The organism is Streptomyces sp. NPDC090045 (genome assembly GCF_044747975.1).
Classification (GTDB): domain Bacteria; phylum Actinomycetota; class Actinomycetes; order Streptomycetales; family Streptomycetaceae; genus Streptomyces.
The window spans coordinates 371,086-394,023 of the sequence record NZ_JBIVFA010000009.1 but is presented as its reverse complement, the minus strand read 5'-3'; the positions used below and the strand labels follow the sequence as shown (position 1 = coordinate 394,023).

The window sequence follows — 22,938 nt, the reverse complement described above, 5'->3', positions numbered from 1 at the left end:
CGCCGCCCACACCCTCACATCACCAAAGAGCCCACCCATAACCTGACCAACGACCAGCCTGGCTACCAGTCACGCCAAACACCGTTGCAGTACTAAGCCTCCGGACCGCGAACCGCCGGCCGGCTGGCGCTGGACCGGCTCACCGGTGCGCTCCTCGCAGACCTCGTCCAGTACGACATCGAGGAAGCATGGTGGCGCCGCACCGTCCAGGTCGAGCAGGCGGTGTCCCTGAACCTGGAGGAGGTCCACGGACTGGCCTTGGGGGCCCTCCATTGGTACGGCATCGGTGTGGTGAACCAGGAACTGGCCGACAACTGCGCCCTCCTCGCGGAGCGGGCCGAGCACTGCGGCGAGCTTCGTCTCGCGGGCGTCCTCTGGGACACCCGGGGCAAGGTCCTGCAGCACCCGAAGCTCGCGTCGGCGTCCAACACCGAGGAGGCGATCAGGGCGTACGAGCGGGCGGTGACGCTCTACGAGGAGCTGGAGCAGCATGCCGCGGCGGCGACGGTCAAGCACCATCTCGCGGGCGCGCTGTCCGAAAGGGCTCGGGACCGGGCCGCCTCCATCGAGCGGGGCATCGCCCTGCTGGAGGAAGTCATCGCCTCTTGGACGGCCCTGCCCGACCCGGAAGGCGTGGCCATGGCGCGCACCAACCTCGCCGTCCTCCTGCTGGACCGCAAACGCGGTGCCGTGGCGGACAACGCACGGCGCGCCCTCGACCAGTGCCGGGCCGCGCTGCGGTACGGGTCCCTGGAGCGGGACCCGGTGGACTACTTCTACTCGCTGGCGAACCTCGCGCTGGCGCAGCAGCGACTCTCCGAGAGCGACGATCGCTACCTACGGGACGTCGTGAGCACCTACGGAAAGGCCTTCGGGGCGCTGTCCTCCGACCTGGCGCCCTGGCTGCGCGCCCGGTTGCACAGCAACTTCACCGACTTCCTGGTAGCCACCGCGGAGAAGCTGCCGGACCGGCGGGACCAGCGCCTCCGCCGGGCCGAGGAACACAGCCGTCATGTGGTGGCCATCCACGGCGCACACGGCCATGCCGAGCTGCCGTTTGCCCAGAGGCAGCTGGCGCGGGTCCTGGTCTGCCGAGCAGAGTCCGACCCCGCCTCCGCCTCCCTGCACGAGGCGCGCTACCTGTACCTGGCGGCCCTGGAGGTCCTGACACCCGGTGAGTACCCGGCGGACTGCATGAGGGTCGCCGACAGAGCAGCGGAGCTGTCCGTGCGTCTCGACGACTGGCGAACGGCGTCCCGGGCGCGCATGACGGCGCTCGCGGCATGGCGGGCGACCGGCGGGGACCTCGTGAGCCGAGGAGACCTCCCCCATGAGACAGGTCCTCTCGCGGACATGCTCACCAACGTCGAACAGGAAGGACGGTACCGGGACTGCGCGTACGCGCTCTTCCGCGCGGCGTGGCAGGAGATCGCTGACGGCCACGCCGCCGACACTCCACAGGTCCAGGCCCTGCTCAGCGAGGCGGTCCGGCTCATGGAGGACGGACGCGCCACCACGCTGCGCACCGGCACCGGAGCCGACGCCGCCGACCTGGCACGGCTCCGCGCGATCGACCCGGAGCTGGCCGAGGAGTACGTCACCGCCCTGCGGGAGGCACGGGAGGAGTCGGCCGAGGCCGAGCCCGCCGCCGGCGGGACCGAGGAGACCGAACGGCGGACCCGCGCGGCTGGAAGCCCTCCTGGAGGCTGTCCGGGCCCGGCCCGCAATGGCCGGATTCGCCCGCAGGCTGCCGCCCTCGCTGCCGGACGCGCGCAGGGCCCTGTCCGATCGGCAGGCACTGGTGTACCTGATCCTCTGTCCCCAGGGCAGCTGCGCGCTCATCGTGACGCCGTCGAGCCACCCCGTCCCCGTCATCGGCCTTGACCTGTGGACTCTCAGAAGCGGCAGGGTCGTCACACTGACCCTCGGTCTGGGAATGCGGGAGGACGGCAGCCCGGACGGGATCTCGCCCGGGCGTCCCCGTTTCGGAGAGGAGTACTCGGTGGCGCCGAGCACTCCGGACTGCCGCGGTTCGGGCTGCTCCTGCGGAAGATCCTCGGAGAACTCGGGCCCCAGCTGGCCCAGCCTCTGGAGGAGGCTCTGCGCAGGACCTCCGTCACGGACGCCGTGTTGATCCCCTGCGGGAGGACGGCCAGTATTCCCTGGCATGCCGCCACCTGGCGGGACGAGCGCGGGACGACTTCCCTGTCCGCGACCCTGAAGTCCGTCGCCTACGCGCCCTCCGCGGGATCGTGGATGTCCGCACGGGAAGGGGCGGTTCGAACCGCGCGGCTTCCCGCACACCTCGTCGGCATCGCCAACCCGCGCGGATCCAGCCCGCCACTGTTCGGGGCGGAGGCGGAACTGCGGCAGATCTCAACGGGCTTCGCCCCGGAAGCCCAGGACGTCGCGTTCGGGTCGGACGCGACCGGCGCCTTCCTGACCCAACAGCTGCCCCGGGCCACGCATCTGCACCTCGGCTGTCACGGGAAGATGTGGCACGACGGCAAGGACCGCGCCGCGCTGACCCTCGCCGACGCCGAGCAACTAACCATGAGCCGCATCCGCCGCCTCGCCGGCGAGAACCTGCGCCTGGTGGTGGCCGCGGCATGCGAGTCCGGGACGCTGGAACTCTTCCAGCAGCCCGAGGAGGCAAACGGCCTGTCCACGGCCTTCCTCCACGCCGGCGCGGCCGGTGTGCTGGGGGCGCTCTGGCAGATCCCGGACCTGCCCACGGCACTCCTCCTCACCAGGTTCTACGAACTCCTCGGGGCCGAGCCCGACGGAGATCCGGCGAGGGCACTGACCGAGGCCCAGACGTGGATGCGCACCCTGACCCGCAGGGCGGCCAGACGCTATCTCGCCGAACGCCCGCTGCTCAAAGCACTCCAAACATCGGGAACCCTGCGCGGAGCGGGCAGGAGGGCGCGGCCGAGGCCGACCCATCCGTTCCGTCACCCCTCCGCCCTCGAACGGCTGCGCATGCCCTACGCGGGACCGGAGTACTGGGCAGGCTTCATCCTGCACGGCTGCTGAGCCCGTCGCATCGCCGGGACGGAGCTCCTGTCGCTCCTCGAACGCCGAGGGCCGACAGGAGGTCGGCGCGCAGGGCTGCGCGGCCAGCCGGTGGTGCCCGCCGGGGCTGGCGGGTGGGCGCAGGTCGTGGGAGATCCGACCGGCGTTCAACACCAGAACGCGGTCAGCGAGCGCGAGCGCCTCGTCGATGTCGTAGGTGACCAGCAGGACGCAGGGCCAGGTCTCAGTGGACCATCGAGAACCGGCTCCATTGCGTCCGCGACACCACCTTCGCCGAGGACGCCTCCAAGATCCGCACCGGCCACGGCCCGGAGAACATGGCAACCCTTCGCAACCTGGCGATCAACGCCCCTCCGCACCGCCGGGTACCGCAACATCGCCGCCGGCCTCCGCCACGCCTCCTACGAGCCCTTCACCCGCCCGCTCGACCTCCTGGGCATCGCCTGACCAGCGCACTCACGAGATCACCCGACTTTGCAACACCCCTGGGTCAATACCCGTCCGGTCATTACCCTCATCTCCTTTTCTTCCACGCTACGCTGCAGGCGGTGAGATCCCTCCCGGCTACTCGGCAGAGGCGCTTTCTGCTTTCCCAATCACCTGCCGGACAGCATACGCGGTGAAAGCCCGAGCCTAATGCCGTCTACGCTTGGCTTGAGGGCCGGCCCCGAAAGCAGGGTCCTCGGGGACTCGGTAGTCATTCACCAGCCCTTCGAGCGGAATCTCAAGGGCGGGGTCATCAATGTACCGGTTGAACATCTCGACGTGGTACCGAGCGGGGCGGTCAAGGATTGACGGGATCTCGTCGTCCATCGTCACGACGATATCAAATGCGGTGAGCTGCCCCGGGGTCAATGTGCCGACCCTCTGGCCGTCTTCTTGCTTGTACACCGGTACAGGGCCGACCGCGGAAAAGAATTCTGTCCCGACCGGCGGATAGTGCCGCACGACCGTTGGACCAAAGACCAAAGGCTGCTTCGGGTCGGTAACGAGAGTCCCAATCGGGGTGTGCACGACCCAGTGCACCACCCACATCGCTACAGCCGGAAAATCACGGTCCTTCTGGAGAGAGCGGATGATGCCGAACTGCGGAAGATCCGAGTTTTGCTCTACCCTGAAGGGCGTGGTGCGGACCTCTTCAGGTGCATCTTTCAGCCCAGGGGAACCCCTGAGAGGATTCGGCGCATCAGCGCCATGCCTGAGGATAGTGACGGGCATCAGCGGAACATCCTGCTGCACATGACGAGGTCCGCGATGCATGATCACGAATCCGTTCTGTCCTTCAAGCTCGAATTCGGTATCGAATCCGTCCAGTTTTACTGTGCAGGTGCACTTGCCTCTCAGTAGTTCGACACCGCCGCGCGGAGGGAAGCGCCGGGTCTCGAACCCCTGGTAGGCCTCGTTCACGAAAGGGAAATGATCGACGATCCGCCCAGCACGCTCAATGGCGGCTAGCGCCCCTACGCACTCGTTGCTTGCTGCAGCTTGCATGCGGCTGGTTGGCATCTTCCAGCGGAATACCCAAATAACAGACCGGCGGTTACCGGCGTCAAAGAGCACTTTTACGGGGTTGGAGTCAGCGAAACCGTGATCACGTAGAACGGCCCAGTATTCGCGAACGACATCGATCAACTCCGCTGCGCCGCCGGTAGGTTCAGCGATGCCTACCTCCAGCAGCGAGTCCTTGCTGCGGAAAGCTTCGATGGGCACCAGCCCCCGGTGCGGCACAGAGGCACCGTCACAAGAATCGCCCGGCTCTACGTGGCCACACTTTTCGCGCTCGACCATGATGCTACCTAACTGCTGGCAGGGTCTGCCGATCTAAACTCGGGCAGACCGTACCAACAAGAAAGCCGCGAGTGAGGTAGCCTGACCCTGCGGAACCAGCGAGTCAGTAGAATTCACTCTGACGCATCAAAGATGCAGCGTCTGGCCAGGCCCGTGCCGCCACAAAGCCAGGTCCGCTCGGTCGTCCGACGGGATGCGCCGGAAGCGCCTCACTGCGGCTGCGGTCAGCTCTGGCCAGCGTGACTACTCAAGACGACTTGGACAGTGGCGGAGGATCGTTTTCGCCCACAATCTGCAGCACCTCAGCCGAAGGGGCGTACTGTTTCGTCACGATCTGCGGGCAACGCCGGCACATGTCGGAGCCCTCTTGATGGAACCAGCGGCACTGCGCCCGGATCGAGCAATGCGGCAGGCGCTGTGTGACTTCGCCCAGCAGTTCGGTGCTGCGCGCAGCGATCTGGCAGGCTTCGTTCTTGAAGTGAATACAGGCTGAGGTCCTACACCTGCTGGCAAAACGGAAGACTTCGCCCGGTGACACCGGTCGCGCCAAGTCGATGATCTCCTGATCTACCGGCATCGCCTCCTCTGTCGGAATGATTCGCGGTTCCTCGCGAGTACCGGACACGACCCCGATCAGAACCGACTCTGCGGGGTGCGCAGGCGCACTCGGGCACAGCAGTTCTTTTTCGTCCGGCATCAAGGGCTGCCTGCATACTTCTGTGGACGGACGCTCTTAACAGCGATCCCTCCTGAGGCTGCATCCCGCTCCAGCGTCACCTCGAAGAGTTCCTCCGGAAAGTTTCCCATGACGATGGGCCCCCTGGCCTCCAAATCATCCAAGTCGCCAGAAACACCCCGGGCGGAAAGTGCGATCGCTACGCCTTGAGCAGCGGCACGCGCAATCTGCTCCGCCTTGATTCTCTCAGCTTCCATTCTTCCTCCGGTTGCCGGTTCGGGCTCGATGACTACACGGTGACACGGTTTTGCTGCTGCCGCAGAAATATCGGGCCGTTCGGGTGCTGGCTCCTTTCAGCCGGGGTTCGGCAGGGCTTGGAGTTCGTCGGGATCCCACGCCCAGCTGGTGTGCATCGTGCGCCCCTGATTCGCCCACAGCCCTCACCGACTGGTGAATACGCGACTCCCGATGACGCGAGGTCGCCAGTTTCACACCCCTATGAAGGGCCCCGCTCGGAAACCTTGACCATCCTGACAAGACAGCACGAGCCGTCAGGGAACGCCCGGGGAATGCGGCCGGGTCAGAGTTCGGGCACGAAGTGCAACCCGCGTCTGAAGGAGGCCGTGATGAGGCTCGAACCGGCGCGCAAGGCCCCAGACATCGAAGGCTCTGACGTGTCCGGCGAGAGCGTATCGCCGCCAAACCTGGCCGGGCGGACCGTCATCCTGAAGTTCTACCGCTTCGCCGCCTGCCCGATCTGCAACCTGCATGTGCGTGAGCTGGTGCGCCGGGCCGGTGAGCTGGAGGCCGCCGGGGTGGTGCCGGTCGCGGTGTTCCACTCTCCCGCGCACAGGCTGCGCAAGAGCCTGGACGGCTACTGAACTTGAATACGTGATGTCGGTCTGATCGTGGTCAGTCGTCCATGGTCAGGCCGGTTCCCGTGAGGCATCCATCGACGAGGTGCGGTCGGTACTGAATCTGCTTGAGGGTTCGTTTCACGGCCCTGGCCAGCTGGTCGAGGTTGGCGGCAGCGAGGTTGCCGATAGGGGCGGTAGGCGTCCAGCCGCGTGGTGTGGATGGCACGGTCGGCGAGTGCTTCGGGGTTTTCGCAGCGCGCGTAGCGGCGGGTGGTGTGGCGGGCCAGTCCGAGTTCGCGCCCGATCGTGCGGCAGACCCCCATCGCTCCACCGACCGCTCGCTCACCCGCAACGCAGCCGCGATCTGCCGGTTCTTCTCCCCGCCCACGAAGCATTCCACGGCCTGCAACCGGATCCGCTCCCGCGCAGCCCTCGGCGTCGGTCAAACCGCCGCCCTGCGCGTACCTCACAGCCCAGAGCTACCGGAGCCGACCGGTCACCGTCCGGCGAACAGCCCCGACATCACCCAATCAAGTTCAGTAAAGCACCAAGCCAGCGCTGGCCGCGTCACCCAGAACGCCTCTGACGAGGTGACCTGGCTGCTTGCAAGGCTGCGAAAAGCTCGGGAGGACGGGGAAGCGGTCCCGTGGCTGGCCCGTCCCCCCGGCGGCCGTCTCGACCCGGACGACCCGTCAGCCGTTGCGTGGCTGCTGGACACTCAAGGGAAACGGAATCCCATCGGGGCGGATGACCATATTCGGTTGCTGGCCCGGGCCCCCATTGACGGGCTATTCCTGGGCGATCCGCAAGACGTAGCCTGACTGTTGGACAGCCTGCTGAGGGCCGGGGCGAAGGAACAGGCTGCCGTTCTTGTCAACCGTCTCACTGCCGAGGGGCGCTTCGACGTGTTCCTCGCAATCAGGCCTGATCGGGAACGCTTCAGGTTCGGGCGGGAGCCCGACGGGAGCCCCGCGGCCCGCTGGGCATGGGAGGACCTGGTGTGATCCGTACCTGACCGAGTAGCCGCTGGTGCTGAGCGGGAGGGCAGGGATGGAGATTGTGGGTGAAGCAAGAGAGTGGTGCCCCCGGCCTCTGGCCAGTCCGCCCCGCCCATGGACTGGGAACCTGAAAGCCATTCAGCGGGCACGTCGGGTCGGACCGGCTCACCAAACAAAGCTGGACGACCGCCAGGTGCCGCTTGCGCCCGCCCACCTTCTTCCCGCCGTCCCACCCCGCTGTCGAGCGCGGGACGTTCGTCGCGGCCCGCACCGACTGCGAGTCCACGATTGCGGCCGTCGGGTCCACGCCTCGGCCCTCCTTCACGCGCATGCGCTCCCGCAGCCGGTCGTGGAACTCGGCCAGCAGGCCTGCGGCCTGCCAGCGGCGGGCGAAGGGAGACACCCGCCCGTACGGCGGGAAGTCCTTCGGCAGGTTCGCCCACTTCACCCCGTTGTCGACCACGTAGCGGACCGCGTCCAACATCACGCGGTGGCAATAGCCCTCCGGGCGGCCGCCCCGGCCCTCCAGCCACGCCGGCACCGGCATCGACGCCCGCACCACCTGCCAACCACGTCCTCGCCATCGGATGCGCACCGGTCGAGCACGGCTTCGCCCACCTCAAGAACTGGCGAATCCTCGCCAAGCTCCGCACCGAGCCCGCCCGCACCACCCCCGCCTCCTGCGCGCTCTGCTCGTCCTGACGAACCTCGAAATCAACCGCTGACGGATGAGCTACTCCGCGGACTCCCGCCCACGACCAGCATGAGTACCCCGAGAACCGATCACACCAGCCCTTTGACCTGCGACTTCAAGTTGGCGGCAACTCAGCGACTTCAGCGCGTCTGTGGCCGCCGTCCGGGCCAGCACGGTCAGCCGGGAGGTCTTCCCCGTACGGCGATGCGCGCGCTCGACGTTGGCCCACAGCATCAGCCGGGCGAGGCGACCGGCCCGGGTGCCGAGGACATCGGCGATCAGAACCAGGAACCCTGCCCGCTCGAATGTTTGTACGCAAGGGCTTGTCCAGGCCATCCCGGGGGCACAGCACCCGGCGGCGGTGACGAGCATCTGCGTAGGTTGCCGAGGTCTTCGTCTGGGCGACAGAGCGGAACATACCGCCAAGGCGTGCCATCGCCACCCGGTGGGCGAGGTCCGAGGCGACCGCGGCGTGCAGGTCGCGACGCCGCCGTCATCCCGAGACGCTCGCGGACCAGCGCCTGGAACTCGGTGCGGTGGTCCATCAGCCAGGCCATGTAGAAGAGCCCCTGCGACAGCACGCCCGGGTCCGTGGCTCGCTTGTACTCGATGATCACCGGAGCACCGTTCTCGTCGAGCCCCAGCGAGTCGATGCGTCCACCGTGAACGGGTCCGGTGCTGTACTCGGAGGCAAGGAATCGCACCCCGAGCATCGCCTCCATCGCGCCCTCGACCAGGGCCTGCACATCGGCCTCAGCCTCAGCCAAACGCGGCGTGACCTCGGCCACGCCGTTTTTCGTGTAGAACAGCTTCAGACTCGACACCCCCTTGTCGTACGCGCCGAGGGGTAACAGCCACAGGTGCAGGGTTATTCCCTCCTCCAGGTGGACCAAGATCCGGACCAATCCCGGACCAGCGCAACGCCACCACACCCCAGTTGCCGCGTCTCCGCCGGTCAGGGCGCCGCGTAGCTTGTGCCACCAGCAGACGAAGAACCTGCTGTCGACTGAAGCACAGCTTCATCAGATGAGCGAGTGAGCATGGCAGCTGGTAGGCCGAGCTACCACAAGGGCCGCACACGACCCATCTTAAACAGTGCCCACCCCGGGGCTTGATCCATGAGGTGGGCACCCCCTGGACACTCGGCGGGGCATGGGCCCCAACCGAGCGACAGCGGCCGCTTCGACTCCGTGCTTTGTTGACTGTCCACAACGCTGCGCACGGACTTCCGCGACACACCGACCGCAGGCCGCGGCCTCGACCGAGAGCCCACCTGGAGCTGCCCGCGGCCGCCGAAGAGCCCTGGACCAGGCCCCTCGGCATGACGTTCCCCTGCCGGGTGGCGCGCCCGGACTCCCCCCTCGACATCTAACTACTCGTCAGTAAAGTCAGCAAAGGGTCAGCATTCGCCCGACCAGACCTGACCACAGCCTGCTTCACATGAGACTCGACCTCGAGATCGAGAGTCGCTCCCAAAGGCCTCGCAGACGTACGACGGACCTTCAGAAGCGGAGCGACAGCGCACCCACTACCCTAACCTCACCCTCAGGACATACGCACAGTTCAGCGCACTCTTCCCCTGGGCTTCAGGCGAGTTGGAGGGAGTTCCGGGGCCGGAAGCGGAGCACCGCCGTAGCCCTTCACTTCGCCGAATCTCGTCCCATTCATCCAGTCCTCGCGGGCCTGTGCGATATCCTCTTGGGACCGTCCGATCCAGTTCCAGAACCATTGGATCGGTCGGCATTTCCGCAGGTCAGAGCCTTGCAGATCCCTGAAAGTCAGCAAACGTCAGCATCGGAGCACTCATCCACGGGTCTGACCAGGGGGATTTGTTCCTTCCGGAACTGGATCGGTGCGCGGCTCCGCCGCCCCACCTACCCAGTGACAGCCCATAATTGCAGCAGGCCGCAGCGTGCGGCATCGCCGATCTGGGCAAGCTGACGGTACGACAGAATGCCGACGGCCTCGCGACCGGAGCGCGAAGGCAGGTGCAGGTCGCATTTCGACGACCGCCACCAGCCACCGCAACTCACCCAGCCAGGCCTGCCGTCAGACCACATCACGATGCGCCGCAGGCTGCGAGGCTCAGGAGCAGCAGTCACAGCCCGGCTTGCAACCGCACCCGTCCGCAACCTCAACGGGGTCCGGCGAGGCGCCGTGCGCGGTGGGCGCGCAGCAGTCCTTTCCCTGCCAGGCGTCGCGGCCTTCCTTGACGGCGATGCCAGCGATGACGAGGGCGGCGATGGGGTCGGCCCAGGTCCAGCCGAGGGGGGCGTTGAGGAGGAGGCCCACGAGGAGGACGGCCGACAGGTACGTACACGACAGGGTCTGCTTGGAGTCGGCGACCGCGCCGGCGGAGCCGAGTTCGCGGCCCGCGCGGCGCTGTGCGGCGGACAGGAAGGGCATGACCCCGAGGGAGAGAGCGGCGATGACGATGCCGGGAGTCGACTCGTCGGCTTCGGTGGTGCCGGTCAGAGCACGAACGGCATCGATACCGACGTAGGCGGCGAGGGCGAATAGGGAGAGGGCGATGATCCGCAGGGTGGTCTTCTCCCGTGCCTGGCGTGCGGTGTGGTCGGCGGCGGAGAACTGCCAGGCGACGGCGGCTGCGGAGGAGACCTCGATCATGGAGTCGAGGCCCTGCGCCGTCTTTGGCGCCTACCTCGCTCTCCTTCAGGTCCCTCCAGGTAGCCGCGCCTCCCAGGCAGCCGACGCCGCCTCCTCCTGCGCCGTAACCGCCGCCCCATCCGTGCCGGGGACCGACACCTCGTTTAAAGCCTCCGCCGCCTGCGCCGCCACCGGCGGGAGCGGCCAGGCTGGACGCTCCCTTACCGTCCACGTCGACGAAGACAACCGACCTGGCACCGCCGCCTCCGCCCCCACCGGGTGCCACTTCGTTGCTGCTATCGCCGCGTGACGACGGCTTCTTATAGGCCCCACCCTGCCAGCCTCCCGCACCGCCCCCGCCGACCCGCACAGCGATCTTCCCGATGTCCTTCTGGCCCCGGTCGACGATGCACCCTGCGACGCCAGCTGCGCCGCCGGCCCTCCAGTGGCGCCCCACCCCATGCTCAGCCCGCCCGCAGCCGCTCGCTCGGGGCGCGGCCGCCGTCGTCGGCCTCCCGGCGCACGACGTCCACTGTGTGCGGGCTGTCCGCATTGAGCCCCCAGCCGTGTCCCGTGACCAGGCTGGGGGCTCGCCCTGAAGCGCCGACGGGTGTCAGTCGCCGGGCTTCATCTTGGTGGCGGTGGCACCCGTGGCGGCGGTCGTCGGGGGCTTGACCTGGATCCAGCCCGCCTTGCTCGGTGCGCCTTCCTCGTTGAGGAGGAAGAGCATGTAGTGACCGGGCGGGGCCGCGGCGGCGGTCGGTGGGGCCTGGAGCTCCAGGAAGTTGCCGCCGCGGCTCTTGATACGTAGTTCGAGGTGACGCTGGCTGGTGTTGATCGAGTGGGTGGCGGTGGTCGGGGCCAGCAGGACGGCGCGGGTGACGTCGTTGGGCGTGCTCGTGCTGACCGTGATCTTCTCGTTGTAGACGACGCTGGGGTTGAAGATCAGGCCGAGCGAGGGGCGGCTGCCCTGGTGGAGGTAGGCGGGCTCGTAGATCTCGATGCTGCCGTTGTTGTTGTCGGTGATGTCGGGGTCGTTGGCGAGCTGCTGTAGCTCGTCGCCCGTGATCATGACTCGGCCGTCCGGGAGGACCACGGCGTTGGAGTGGTAGCCGCGCGGAAGCCGCTGCACGGGGCCGAGCTTCCAGTCGCCGTTCTCGTCGCGCAGTTCGACCTGGCGGTACTTCAGATCGGCGTTGGGGTTGTACGGTCCGTTGCCGTAGTCGCGGATGTCGAAGGCACCGTTGACGGTGAGCAGGTTGCCGTTCGGCAGGAGCAGGGTGTCGTCCTGGGTGCGGCCGAAGGCGCGGGGCTTCTCGGTGTTCCACTTGCCGCCGGCCAGACGGTAGGTGTTCGGGTCGTTGCGGTCGCCGCCGAGGACCAGGACCGAGTCGGGGCCTCTGAAGCCGGTCGGCAGGGGGACGGCGGAGCCGTAGTTGCGCCTCCACTCCCCGCCGTCCGGGCCCGGCTTGCCCTTGTTGATGTCCGGGCGGTTCGGCAGGTCGGTCTTGGTGTCGGCGGCGGTGTCGAAGAGCCATTGCTGGTCCACGGAGCGGCCGAGTCCGTAGATCTTCCCGTCGCGCAGCGAGAACAGCTGCGGATAGTCCCACTTGAAGGGGGCTTCGGTCTTGAGCTGGTCCACTCCCCAGCCGATCGGCTTGACCGACTTCTCGAAGGGCACCTGGTGGGTCGCGGCGGGGAAGCGCTCGACGACGGGGGTGGGAGTGCCCCAGCCGAGCTCCGACTGACCGGACATGATCACCTGGCGCCCGTCGGCGCCGGTGACCACGCTCGGGTACCACCGGCCGACGGACATGTCCTTGTTCAGGTACCACTCCTCCGCCCACGGGTCGAAGACCAGGGACAGCTTGGCGCCGCTGCCTCCGTTGCCGCCAAGGTTGCCGCCGAAGACGCCGAGCATGCCGTTGGGCAGGTAGGAGTGGCCGGCGCAGAAGAACGGGGCCGGGCGGGGTTCGTTCTTGCCGTCGGGCATGTTGATGACCGGCGGCTTCTTCTCGGTGAACGCGCCGGTGCCGGTCCCCTTGGCAGGGTCCCAGATCCAGGCACGGCCGGCGTTCTCCTTGCCGATGGTTTGGGTGGGGGCGGGCTCATTCTGCGGGTTGGTCTCGATCCGCTCGAAGGAGAACAGCAGGACTTTGCCGGTGGGCAGCAGCGCGACGTGGGCCGCGAAGTCCGGGGACTGGAAGTACTCCTGGAACCGGCCGAACTCGGCCGGGTCGAAGGATGTGTTGGCCTTCTCCTGGGAGGCGGTCAGCGCCTTGAGCCGCTCCGTACGGGTGGTCTGCGGGTACTCGCCGACGCCGGCCATGGCCATCCGGGTGCGGGCATGCTCCTCGGCGTGTTCCTTGCCGAGCGTCGCAGCCTCCTCCGGGTCGACGGTGACCGGTGCGCTCGCCGCCCGGGAGGCGGGGCCGTACGGGACGGCATCGCCCTCGTCTCCGTGACCGGTGTGGGCGAGTACGGGGCCTGCCGACGCCAGGGCCATGGACACGGCCATCGCGGTGGCGGCACAGACTGAGATCGCCGTGGCGAGCCTCCGGCGGGCGGGTAGGCGCGGATTGCTGCGGGACATGGGACTCCTTGCTGGCGAGAGGAAGGCGCAGCAGCCCCGGCTGGGGGACACGTCGGGTGACACGGGCTGCACCAGGACTGCCACATGTTCACGCACAGTGACGATCTTCAGTGTTGAGGCGCGCCGGTCGGCTGTCGCTCCGAGATGCGCAGGCGGGTGACTCCGACCAACCCAAAGGTTTCTTCACGCCTTCTACCAGCGCATTCGAGGCGGAAATGGGTGGCGGTCGGCGTAATCGGCCAGTCGGTCGGCGGGAGGGCACGGGAGCGCCGCATACGTTGTTGATTACTCTGCGCAGCATCGGCGCGGAGGTGTCGATCTTCTAGGGAGAGCATCGTGGACGATCTCAAGCTGCGTGAGAGCGACGACATCCAGGGCGACGTGATCGCCGGCTTCAAGAAGGACCAGATGACCCTGCTGTTCCTCAAGTTCGAGGATGCAGCGCGGGCGCGCACCTGGGTCAAGGCGCTGGAACCGCAGATTTCCACGACGAGGCAGGTGGCGACCTTCAATGCCGCCTTCAGCAAGGCCAGGAAGGCCTCGGCCGGCGACGACCCGAAGGCGCTGAAGGCCACCTGGATCAATGTCAGTTTCACCTGCGCGGGCCTGCGTGAGCTGACCGGAAAGGACCCGCTGCCCACCGTCAAGCCCGGCAGCGGTCTGGAGGCCTTCAAGCAGGGCTCGGACAAGCGGGCACTCGGGGACACCGGCGACAGCTCGCCGGAGATGTGGCTCTTCGGCAACGGCAGGGGCCAGGTCGTCCACGCCGTGCTCACCGTCGCCTCGGACACCGTCCAGGACCTCCAGGCGACGGTCAGACAGCAGCGCGAGGCGTGCGCCGCGGCCAAGATCGTGATCGTGTTCCAGCAGGACGCCGCCACCCTGTCCGGCAGCCGGAGGGGGAAGGAGCATTTCGGCTTCAAGGACGGCGTCAGCGAGCCCGGTGTCATCGGCTTCGACGAGCCGGACCCCGTCAAGCCCGAGTACGTCAAGGGCCATCACGGCACCCGGCTGATCCCGCCCGGCGAATTCGTCGTCGGGCACGACCGGGTCGGCGGCGTGCCGCACGAGACGCCCGAATGGGCTGACAACGGCAGCTTCCAGGTGGTGCGCCGGCTCGGCCAGGACGTCCCCGGCTTCTGGTTCCAGGTCGCCGGGCAGCTGAAGGCGCTCAAGCAGGCCAAGGTGGTGCCGCCCGAGGCCACCACGGAGTGGCTGGCCGCCCGCCTCGTCGGCCGGTGGCGGTCCGGCACCCCCGTCGCCACGTGCCCGAATGCCGACCGTCCCTCCAGCGCGCTGGCCGGGGAGGACAACGACTTCGGCTACCGCAACGACCCCGAGGGCTTCATCACCCCGCTCTTCTCGCACCTGCGCAAGACCAACCCCCGGGACGGCCTGCAGGAGAAGCCCGGTGATCCGCCGTTCGACGAGAATCCGGTGATGGACCGCCGCCGGATCATCCGCCGCGGCGCCCCGTACGGCGCGCCCTTCGACCCCGCCTCGGAGGGCCCCGGAGGGCCCGACGAGAAGCGCGGCCTGCTCTTCGTCTGCTACCAGTCGGACCTTGTGCAGCAGTTCGAGTTCATCCAGAAGGCATGGATCGACAGCCCGGACTTCCCACCCAACCGGACCAACAAGCCCGGCCCCGACGGCATGGTCGGCGCCGCCGGCAAGCTCAGTTACGAGACCCCCGGCAAGACCACGCAGCTGAGCCTGAGCCAGTTCGTCTTCACCGAGGGGTCCGTCTACGCCTTCGCTCCCTCGCTGACCCTGCTACGGCTGCTCGGTGACGGCCGGCTCACCGACAAGCCGCCCACCGTAGTCCGGCCGACCGACGCCTTCCTGCCCATCCCCGACATGCAACGGGACAAGGGCAAGAGCTGGTACTGGGCGTATGGGGCGGGCAGTGACGGCGCCGTCTGCCGAACCGTCTCTATCGCCGACGGGGACGAGCACACGGACGTCATCGAGCGCCCCGACCGGCCGCTGACCATGTGGCCGTGCTACATCGGAGTGACGAAGGTCGACGCGGTCCTGCCCGTCCCGGACGAACAGCGGATCAATGGCCGCAGCCGGTTCTGGCTGTTCCACACCGTCGAGGGCCGGCAGGTCTACCGGCGGATCTGGATCGCCGACGGCGCCGAGTCCGGGCTCCCTCCCGAGCAGGCGGCCGGGACCGACCTGCCGGACCGTTCCCTCTCCGCTTGGGCCTCGTTCAGCGGCATCGAAAGGGTGGACGCCTTCCTGCCGGTGCCCGACATGCAGCGGGTGAACGGCAAGAGCCACTGCTGGGTCTTCCACACCCTCATGGGCCGCCAGGTCTACCGGCTCATCTCGATCGCCGACGGCAGGATGCACCAGGACGCCCTCGAGCGCGGCGACCGAGGGCTCGACCTATGGCGATCACTGACCGGGATCACAAGGGTCGACGAATTCCTCGCGGTCCCGGACATGCAGCGGATCAACGGCATGAGTCTGTTCTGGGTGTTCCACCAGGACCAGTACCGGATCATCGTGATCCGCGACGGCCACGGCCACGAGGACCAGATCACGGTCGAGGACCGACCCCTGACCATGTGGACGTCCCTGACGGGCTGACGGGTGCCCTGCCCTTGCCCCTCGGGAGCGACGTCTGGACCATGGCCGCACCCCGCCACGGCCGCCACCGCTGGCGGCCAGAAGCGGGTGCGGTCGCGGCGTGTTCTGGCCAGGTAGTCGCGCCGTGGCTGTCGACCAGTTCTGGCCTCCTCCACGCGGGGGAGGCCACCGCCCCGCTCGCGCTCCACAGGGCCGCCTGAGTCCGTCGCGCAGGGTGATGAAGTCCGATTGGTGGCGCGTGACGATGTGTGGCATGAGCATTCAAACGAGCGACTCGACGGTCATCTCCGCAGCGGCGCCGCCCCGCTGGGCTGTCTGCGCTGCGCATCTGACGATATGGGTGGTCCTGCCGAGCGGACTGAGCTTCCGCCAACCTGAAGTCGCAGGTCAAAGGACCTGCTGTGTTCAACTGTTGGGGTGCTCGCGCTGGTCGTGGGCGGCTGTCTGAGGAGTAAATCGTCTGGCAGGGCCGGACGGCTCCCTGGATTCTGCTCGCTCGAGTCGGTCGGCCTTCTGCGATCCGGTGCATGGATCCCGAGCTGCTGGAACGGATCACCGCGCGGCGCGCGGAACTGGACGAACTTGAAGAACAGCTGGTTAAGCAGCTGGCGGAGGTGCGGGCCGAGCGGGACGAACTCGCCGTCGCCGAACGTGTCCTTGAGCGTGTGAGCGACCAGCTCGCCGACGAACGTGCCTCAGCCGCGCTGGCGCCCGGGCAGGTGGGCGGCCGGGCGGTAATGCTGATCCCGCACCGTACGCCGGATGTGGAGGAGACCATGCTCCCGCCGGACTATCAACGCGTCCTTGCCGCGGGGCCGGTCATGGCTCGGCAAGGCGGCGAGATGCTGGGAGTGGACGTCAGCGTGCGGGCCAAGCTTGAACCGCTGCGGGGGAGGCTGGTCAGACTCGTTGATCGCGGCCGGCTGCGGAAGCTGCCCGACGGCCGGTTCACCACCTGCCTGTGACCGGGCATGCCCGACGCCCCGAGTTGGGAGGCGCGGGCGTAACCGGGGTGCCCCCGGCGGCCGTTGGATTTGTGTGACGAAAACCAAAAAACGCGCCGAGGGCACGTGCTCGCTTGTCTACCAGTGCCGTCTGCCGCTGTCCACGCGGACCGTCAACCACCTCGCTGACCTGCTGCGACGCCATCTGAAGGCGATACGGTCCAGGTGGCGGATCCTTCCGCCCGGACGGATCGCGGTGATCGTTCTGGCTGTGCTGCTTCGTCCCGCCGCCGACTCTCGCCGCGAACAGCCCGGAGGCCCTGCCGACCGCCCTACCCGCGGTGAAGCTCGCCAAGGGGGGTCGTCTCCCTGGGCGCCGTCCCCGTCAGGGGACGCGGTATGGAGTAGGCCCCGACGCCGCTGAAGCTCCCCGGAGATTTTCCCGGGGAGCCCGGCACTCTTCGGGCAACAACAAAGCCCCGGGTCCATGACCTGGGGCTTTCGCGTGGAGCGGATGACGGGAATCGAACCCGCGCCATAAGCTTGGGAATCAACGGCGCATCGGACAACCACACCCCAGCTGACCTGCAGGTATCACCTGCCGGGAGTGTGCTCGGCAGCTCATCTGGGCACCCGTATCAACCGCTGTCGACCGCTCTCAAGGATAGGGATAGGGCACGGCGATGCTGTAGGTGATCTCCAACGTCATGTGGCCACTGTGATGGGGCGAAGGTCCTCCATGGTTTGGCGCCGCCTGCGCGCATTGCTCGCACGAACGCGCATTTACCGTTCGCCGTTGGCGCCTGGCCGGTACGGCATACCGTTGTCCCGTGATGGGCTGAGGCGCTCATGGCCGCGGCGGTCGCCACAACGGCCCCGGCGCATTCACACCGCCGAGGCCGCCCTTTCGGGTCGTCGCACGTGAGAGTGTTCGACCCGAAGCCAATGCTACGACCATGGGGCAGTTCGAGCATCTCAGGCCGGGCTGGGAACAGTGCTGCCGACCCGGCGCCGTGGTTGCCTCGCGTGGCCGGCGCCTCGCCATTCATCGTCGGCAGGGGACGCTCCTGTCTCCGCCGTCCTGACGCGTTGCCCGAGGGGCTTGTCGTCCATGCTGATCGCGGCGGAGCCACGCATTCGCGCGACGCGCGGCACGCCACAACGTCGGCGTCTTGGTCACGTCCTCCCCGGTACCGGAGGGTTCCACGACTAGCCTCCGCATCATGCTGCGTATTGCCGACACTCGCACCAGCCGCTTCGTGGAGATCCCCTCAGGACGCCGCCACCTGCTGCGCATCTGCGTCCACCTGCCGGTCACCGACGCCGGGATCGGCACGGTGCACCTGCGGGCGCCCCTGGTCGGCGACCTACTGGCACGCGCCGCGGAGCTTCACGGCCTGGAGTCCCTCACGGTCCTCACCACGCCGGACCTGCCGCAAGAGCAAGCCCGTGCGCTCGATCACGCCATGGCCGCTCTCGGTATCCACCCGCCTGCCACTGTCGGTGTTCACCAGGCGACCGAGGCCCATTGCACCGCTGCCGATGTGCACGTGGTCGAGTACGGAACCGCTGTGCAGGAGGCCGTCGGCGGGGTCCGGATCGACGTGAGCCCGGTCAGCCCGGCACCCCCAGACGGGGGCGTCCCGGAGGGGACCGATCCGCTGGTTGTGAGGATGCTGCTGCTCGGCCACGCCTACCGCACGCCGGTCACGGTCACCAGCCCCGCGCTCGCCGAGGCCCTGCGGACGCTGACGCACTGGCGGCAGCAGGTGGCCCACTGGGCGCAGGAGCCGTCCAGGCCGATCCCTGCCGACGTCCTCCGACGGGCTCATGCCGCGCTCGCCGATGATCTCGGCGTCCCCGGCGTCCTGGACATGATGGCCGGCGTGGCAATGCGCGCCGACGTGCCCGCCGGAGCCAAATTCGAGACGTTCGCCTTTCTCGACCGCGTCCTCGGGCTGGACCTTGTGCGCGAGGTCGGCCACCAGCACCGGGAGACGCCATGACTTCGCGCGACTCCCGGCGCCTGGTCGTCCTGCGGCACGCCAAGTCCGCCTGGCCGGACGTGCCCGACTCCGAGCGGCCACTCGCCGCGCGCGGCCGCCGGGACGCCCCTGCGGCCGGCCGCTGGCTGCGCGAGGCCGACTGCGTTCCCGACTTGGTCGTGTGTTCCACCGCCTGCCGCACGCGCGAGACATGGGACCTCGTCGCGGCCGAGCTCGGCGCCGCCCCCGCACCGGTGATCTACGAGGCCCGCCTCTACGGGGCGAGCGCCGGGGAGTTGCTCGGGGTGGTACGGGAGATCCCCGCGCAGGTGCGGACGCTGATGCTGATCGGGCACAACCCCGGCGTACAGGAGCTGGTTCTGTCGCTTGCCGGTGAGGCGGACGGCTACGTGCTGCAGCAGACCCGTACGAAGTTCCCGACATCTGCGATCGCCGTGCTGCGCGTGCCAGGCTGGGCATCCCTCGAAGCGGGTGCCGCCCGGCTGACCGACATGGTCGTGCCCCGCGGCGCGAACCCCTGACCGGAGCGACGGCGCGTGGTGGCCGCGCGCTGAGGCCCGGAAGGGTGCCGTCCCTGGGCTGGTGTCGTCCGCCAAACCGAAGCAACCTCAGCCTGCCCTGCGGGGTTGGTCGCGCCGCTACCGCTCGGCAAGCGGTTTGTCCTGCATGCGCAGAGCCAGGGTGAGGGTGAGCAACATGAGGGGGACGCCTCTCGGACAGTTACCCCGCCGCCTACCTGGAGCGCGTCGGCCTGGAGGGCTTTGGCAAGACCACCCGCGGGGACTATCTCGGCTGGGACTTCGACCGCCACTGCTACTTCTCGACCAGCACTTCCCCAGTGGGCTCCCATGAAAATGCCCTCGTGCCCTGGCAGTCCGTCGCCGCCAACCACCTGGCACCGGGCACTCGGATCCGCATCACCGACTGCGGACCTGGCGTATACGACGAGATCTGCGCGCGGGTGAAATCCGCGCACTGGCGCGTCGACGACCTGTGCAGCATCGGCTGCAACGACGCCAAGCACCTCGACCTCTACATCGGCGAACAGACCCGGGCCGACTTCGAAAGCGAAGACTTCTACTTCGCCACCAAGAACGCCACCGTCCAGACCAGCATGCCCGAGGCCCTGCGCTGACCCCGATCCATGATGCAGGACCTCAGGTCACCCTTCGAAGGATCGCATCGGGTACTTCACCGGACTGACATGACGACACGACGGATGCCGGTACCGGCACGGCGGCCGCCAAACAAGGTGCCCAGGTGGGCGCCGTCCGCGATGCCCGTCGTCCCGGCTGCCATGGCAGGCAGGTCCGAGTCGCGCCAGACGTGGGCGCCGGCCTTGTTGCCCGGCGACGACCAGGCGGCTGTCCGCGTCGATGATGACCTGCACGTTCGCCGAGAACCGGTAGTTCCTCGACGAGGCACCGACGGTGCGGTCATGCACCGGGATCAAGGTGCCGTCCACGAGCCACAACCGGTCCACGTCGACGACCGGCCGCGCGCCGGCTCGAGCGCCAGCAGCGGCCGCAGACGCTAGATCGCCTGGCAGACGATGGCTCGGGAGATCCCGGGCCGCGCGGGCGCGGTGCGGTCGGCGTCGATGTCCGGTAGGCCATGGCGTTCAGGTCGGCCGAAGGCACAGCCACGTCCGAGACCGTAACTCCCCGGTCGGGGCGCTGCTTCTTCCACGGGCCGAACTGTCAGCCACACACCACTGAGGATGGATCATTTTCACTCCTACCGTGCCACCGCCCGCCCGCGGCGCAGACCCACTGATCAACCCGCCGCCCAGCCCGTACGGGCAGCGTGACACCAGGCTGGCCTCATCACGTTGGCTTCCGGGAGCGTCCCACGGCCACGATCGCCGTATCCGGCCCCGGCGGCCGTACACGCACCCTCCGCGTGGACGACCCCGTGCTGCTCCTGGCGGACGACGCGCAGGGGACGGACTGCTTGTCCGGTTGGGCCAAGGCGGACGACGACGTCGATGCGCTGGCCAAGCTGGGGGACGGGCCGACCGGAACGAGCGTGAAGCAGCTGACCGTGCCCGGGTCCGCGCCGCTGGCGGTGCTCGGGGATGTCCGGCTGTCCGAGCGGGCGCGGTCGGGGGCGGGCGGGCTCTGGGCGGAGTTGTCCTGGCCGACCCGGGTTCGGGGCGCCGCCGCAGGCACGTCCGGGTGGTCCGGCACGTCATCGCGTACGCCGGCTCCCGGGGAGTGCATGTGTGGGCGGCACGCCTGTGGGGGCGTCCCGGCGTCCTGGTGCCCGGAACACAGGAGCACTGCGCCTGCGATGGAGTGGCACCCCGGAGGCGGGATCCGTTGCACGGACCTGCTCCTGGGCCGCCTGGAGGGCTAGCAGCAGCCATGGGTTGAGCGCCGGCGGCTGTACCCGCTGCGCCCCGAGGCGTGCGCCGGGGGCAGTGACCTTGCGGCAGCGCGGTCCGTTGGGGAGGGCATGACGGGGGTGTCAGGCGCCCCGGCGGGTGCCGGGCCGGGGAAGTCTGCCGGGCCGGCCGGTCTTGGTTGGGCCACGGCCGGTCCGGCAGGCATCGATCCCCGGGCCCGGGAGACGATCGAGCACATCGTGCGGGCGGTCCATGACGGCGACGAGGCCCGCATCCGCACCCTGCTGGCCGACTTCGCGGCCGTCGCGGACATGGCGGCCCTGCTGTACCTGCGCGAGCGCTTGTGCCCGCCGCTGCCGGGGCATTGACGACGGTCCCGCCACCGGACGGGGTGGCGGGACCGACAAACGGATACCAGCCCAGGGTGGTGGGCCGGCTGGCACGTGTCGGGCTTTCAACGCCCGCGACCGGCCCCGCGTCACGCCGGTTGAGCCGACTAGTACGGGAGGTAGTAGCTGAGCACGTCGGCAGTGAGCGGAGGGAAAAGCACCTGGAACAGCTCCTCGTCCGCGGCGTAGACGTCGGGGCGGATCCGGGTCAGCCCCTCCATTCCGTGCGGGCCGAACAGCAGGGCCGCCAGATGGTCGGGCGCCACACCGGCGCCTCCCACAGCTCCCGGCGACTGTATCGGTCCGCCGGTGACGACCTCACCGAGCCCGCCTGCGAGCACCGGAATCCGGTAGTGGGCGCCGAAGGCGGAGATGACGATGTCCCGGCCGGTGCGGTCGATCCCGGCCGCGGTAAGGCGCTGCCAGAACAGCGGACGGAGCCTGTCGAGCAGCGCTGCGACATCCGGGATGCGGATGTAGTACTGCTCTGCGTTCCCGCGCGGTTCGTGGTCGAGGAACTCCTGCCACGCGTTGCCCGTCACGGTGCCAGCCCGATGGACGATCCGTAGTGGGTCGTCGCCGGATGCCAGAGCGGCGACGCCGCTCAGGAGGTCGCGTGCCGCCGCCTCGTCGCGTGCCGCGGCCTCGGCCAGGAGCATCTCCTCACCGGGAGGCGTGGTGCGCGCGGTGGCGATGACCGTGTCGGCCTGCTCGAGAACCCAGAGGTTGCTCGACTCGTGGTCCAGGAGCCATCGCCAGCACGCCGCCGAGTGCGGCATGGTCACATCGAACCCGCTCTGGGCCGAGGCCTGCAGGGCAGCCATGGCGGGGATGTCGGAGGGCCGGGCGGCACGGAGCGTGGGCGTGCCGCCGCCGGCGTCGCCAGGCGGCAGCGCGGTCACGTCCAGCACCTGCGGTATGTCAATGGCGTACTCATAGCCGAACAGCCGGTAGAAGTACGGGATTCCGATCATCGCCTGGACGACGTGGCCACGGGCGGCAGAACGCTCGTGAGCCCAGTGCATGAGCGCCCTGACGAGCCCGCGGCCCTCGTACTCGCTGTCGGTGGCGACCAGTTCCACCTGACCGGCGGGCAGGCGGACCCCTCCGATGCACACCTCCTCGTCGAGGAGCGTCGCGGTGGACACGACCCGGTCGCCGTCGACAACCACGGCACAGGCGGACCAGCCCGCGTCGGGGTCCGTGACAACCAGCCGGTGGTCGACGGCGTCGTCCGGCTCACCGCGCTCGGACAGGAGTGCGCCGATCTGGTCAAGATCTTCGGGCTTCGCCTGCCGCAGGACGAGGCCGTCGGGCAACGAAACAGCTCCGGAATAGCTTTTGATCATGGTCACAGCGAGACTGTGGCATCGCCCAGCCGTCCCGTCCAACAAGTTATTCGCAG

The 22,938-nt window shown here is 68.4% G+C and carries 16 protein-coding genes and 5 pseudogenes; 9 read left to right on the top strand and 12 right to left on the bottom strand.

All coding sequences use genetic code 11. The features are described 5' to 3' along the window. The first annotated feature begins 222 nt into the window (after nt 1–222). Both ACIPYQ_RS24955 and ACIPYQ_RS24950 read left to right on the top strand, forming a co-directional pair. Entirely contained in the window at nt 223–1,884 is a 1,662-nt protein-coding gene (locus ACIPYQ_RS24955) for a hypothetical protein (protein WP_401255023.1), read from the top strand. A 3-nt stretch (nt 1,885–1,887) separates the two neighbouring features. Further along, on the top strand, nt 1,888–3,036 hold the full coding sequence (locus ACIPYQ_RS24950; RefSeq protein WP_401255020.1) for a CHAT domain-containing protein: 1,149 nt from the start codon (nt 1,888–1,890) through the stop codon (nt 3,034–3,036). On the opposite strand, the pseudogene ACIPYQ_RS24945 reads toward ACIPYQ_RS24950, so the two are convergent. The 4 genes and pseudogenes from ACIPYQ_RS24945 to ACIPYQ_RS24930 all read right to left on the bottom strand — a co-directional run. Then, a pseudogene (locus ACIPYQ_RS24945) lies at nt 3,017–3,252 on the bottom strand (hypothetical protein); the annotation flags it as partial. The gene ACIPYQ_RS24950 and the pseudogene ACIPYQ_RS24945 overlap by 20 nt on opposite strands. Nucleotides 3,253–3,669: 417 nt before the next feature. Beyond that, nucleotides 3,670–4,824 carry a hypothetical protein gene (locus tag ACIPYQ_RS24940; RefSeq protein WP_401255017.1) on the bottom strand — a complete coding sequence of 385 codons (1,155 nt, stop codon included), beginning with the start codon at nt 4,822–4,824 and terminating at the stop codon, nt 3,670–3,672. 247 nt (nt 4,825–5,071) lie between these two features. Next, nucleotides 5,072–5,521, bottom strand: coding sequence for a hypothetical protein (locus ACIPYQ_RS24935; protein WP_401255014.1), 450 nt, complete (start codon nt 5,519–5,521; stop codon nt 5,072–5,074). Next, nucleotides 5,521–5,757, bottom strand: coding sequence for a hypothetical protein (locus ACIPYQ_RS24930; protein ID WP_401255011.1), 237 nt, complete (start codon nt 5,755–5,757; stop codon nt 5,521–5,523). The genes ACIPYQ_RS24935 and ACIPYQ_RS24930 overlap by 1 nt, the downstream gene beginning before the upstream one ends. A gap of 369 nt (nt 5,758–6,126) precedes the next feature. On the opposite strand from ACIPYQ_RS24930, the gene ACIPYQ_RS24925 reads away from it, so the two are divergent. Further along, nucleotides 6,127–6,381 carry a redoxin domain-containing protein gene (locus tag ACIPYQ_RS24925; RefSeq protein ID WP_401255008.1) on the top strand — a complete coding sequence of 85 codons (255 nt, stop codon included), beginning with the start codon at nt 6,127–6,129 and terminating at the stop codon, nt 6,379–6,381. Between the two features lie 31 nt (nt 6,382–6,412). Here the strand turns inward: ACIPYQ_RS24925 and ACIPYQ_RS24920 are convergent, their stop codons facing one another. The 6 genes and pseudogenes from ACIPYQ_RS24920 to ACIPYQ_RS24895 all read right to left on the bottom strand — a co-directional run bounded on the left by ACIPYQ_RS24920 (nt 6,413) and on the right by ACIPYQ_RS24895 (nt 13,249). After that, on the bottom strand, nt 6,413–6,745 hold the full coding sequence (locus tag ACIPYQ_RS24920; protein ID WP_401255006.1) for a hypothetical protein: 333 nt from the start codon (nt 6,743–6,745) through the stop codon (nt 6,413–6,415). A 551-nt stretch (nt 6,746–7,296) separates the two neighbouring features. Further along, the gene (locus tag ACIPYQ_RS24915) at nt 7,297–7,902 is read right to left on the bottom strand and encodes a transposase (RefSeq protein WP_401255052.1); all 606 of its coding nucleotides are present in this window, start codon (nt 7,900–7,902) and stop codon (nt 7,297–7,299) included. 626 nt (nt 7,903–8,528) lie between these two features. After that, nucleotides 8,529–8,873, bottom strand: a pseudogene (locus tag ACIPYQ_RS24910) (transporter); the annotation flags it as partial. Between the two features lie 739 nt (nt 8,874–9,612). Beyond that, nucleotides 9,613–9,774: pseudogene (locus tag ACIPYQ_RS24905) on the bottom strand (pirin family protein); the annotation flags it as partial. 360 nt (nt 9,775–10,134) lie between these two features. Further along, a pseudogene (locus tag ACIPYQ_RS24900) lies at nt 10,135–10,689 on the bottom strand (cation transporter); the annotation flags it as partial. A gap of 580 nt (nt 10,690–11,269) precedes the next feature. Beyond that, on the bottom strand, nt 11,270–13,249 hold the full coding sequence (locus ACIPYQ_RS24895; protein WP_401255003.1) for a galactose oxidase-like domain-containing protein: 1,980 nt from the start codon (nt 13,247–13,249) through the stop codon (nt 11,270–11,272). A 336-nt stretch (nt 13,250–13,585) separates the two neighbouring features. Between ACIPYQ_RS24895 and ACIPYQ_RS24890 the strand changes: the two genes are divergently transcribed. From ACIPYQ_RS24890 to ACIPYQ_RS24870, 5 genes are all read left to right on the top strand, one after another. Next, nucleotides 13,586–15,847 (top strand): Dyp-type peroxidase, encoded by a 2,262-nt coding sequence (locus ACIPYQ_RS24890; protein WP_401255000.1) that lies wholly within the window; start codon nt 13,586–13,588, stop codon nt 15,845–15,847. A gap of 527 nt (nt 15,848–16,374) precedes the next feature. After that, entirely contained in the window at nt 16,375–16,812 is a 438-nt protein-coding gene (locus tag ACIPYQ_RS24885; protein WP_401254997.1) for a hypothetical protein, read from the top strand. A gap of 1,202 nt (nt 16,813–18,014) precedes the next feature. Continuing rightward, nucleotides 18,015–18,797 (top strand): hypothetical protein, encoded by a 783-nt coding sequence (locus ACIPYQ_RS24880; protein WP_401254995.1) that lies wholly within the window; start codon nt 18,015–18,017, stop codon nt 18,795–18,797. Beyond that, nucleotides 18,794–19,318: a histidine phosphatase family protein gene (locus ACIPYQ_RS24875; RefSeq protein ID WP_327388123.1), complete on the top strand. Its 525-nt coding sequence runs from the start codon at nt 18,794–18,796 to the stop codon at nt 19,316–19,318. The genes ACIPYQ_RS24880 and ACIPYQ_RS24875 overlap by 4 nt, the downstream gene beginning before the upstream one ends. Nucleotides 19,319–19,659: 341 nt before the next feature. Further along, complete coding sequence (locus ACIPYQ_RS24870) at nt 19,660–19,932, top strand: hypothetical protein (RefSeq protein ID WP_401254992.1); 273 nt, start codon at nt 19,660–19,662, stop codon at nt 19,930–19,932. Between the two features lie 116 nt (nt 19,933–20,048). Here the strand turns inward: ACIPYQ_RS24870 and ACIPYQ_RS24865 are convergent. After that, nucleotides 20,049–20,366, bottom strand: a pseudogene (locus tag ACIPYQ_RS24865) (IS5/IS1182 family transposase); the annotation flags it as partial. A 1,017-nt stretch (nt 20,367–21,383) separates the two neighbouring features. Here ACIPYQ_RS24865 and ACIPYQ_RS24860 point away from each other — a divergent pair. Beyond that, nucleotides 21,384–21,512 (top strand): hypothetical protein, encoded by a 129-nt coding sequence (locus ACIPYQ_RS24860; protein ID WP_401254989.1) that lies wholly within the window; start codon nt 21,384–21,386, stop codon nt 21,510–21,512. Nucleotides 21,513–21,640: 128 nt separating this feature from the next. Here ACIPYQ_RS24860 and ACIPYQ_RS24855 read toward each other — a convergent pair whose 3' ends face one another. Further along, nucleotides 21,641–22,882 carry a GNAT family N-acetyltransferase gene (locus ACIPYQ_RS24855; RefSeq protein WP_401255049.1) on the bottom strand — a complete coding sequence of 414 codons (1,242 nt, stop codon included), beginning with the start codon at nt 22,880–22,882 and terminating at the stop codon, nt 21,641–21,643. Between the last annotated feature and the right edge of the window lie 56 nt (nt 22,883–22,938).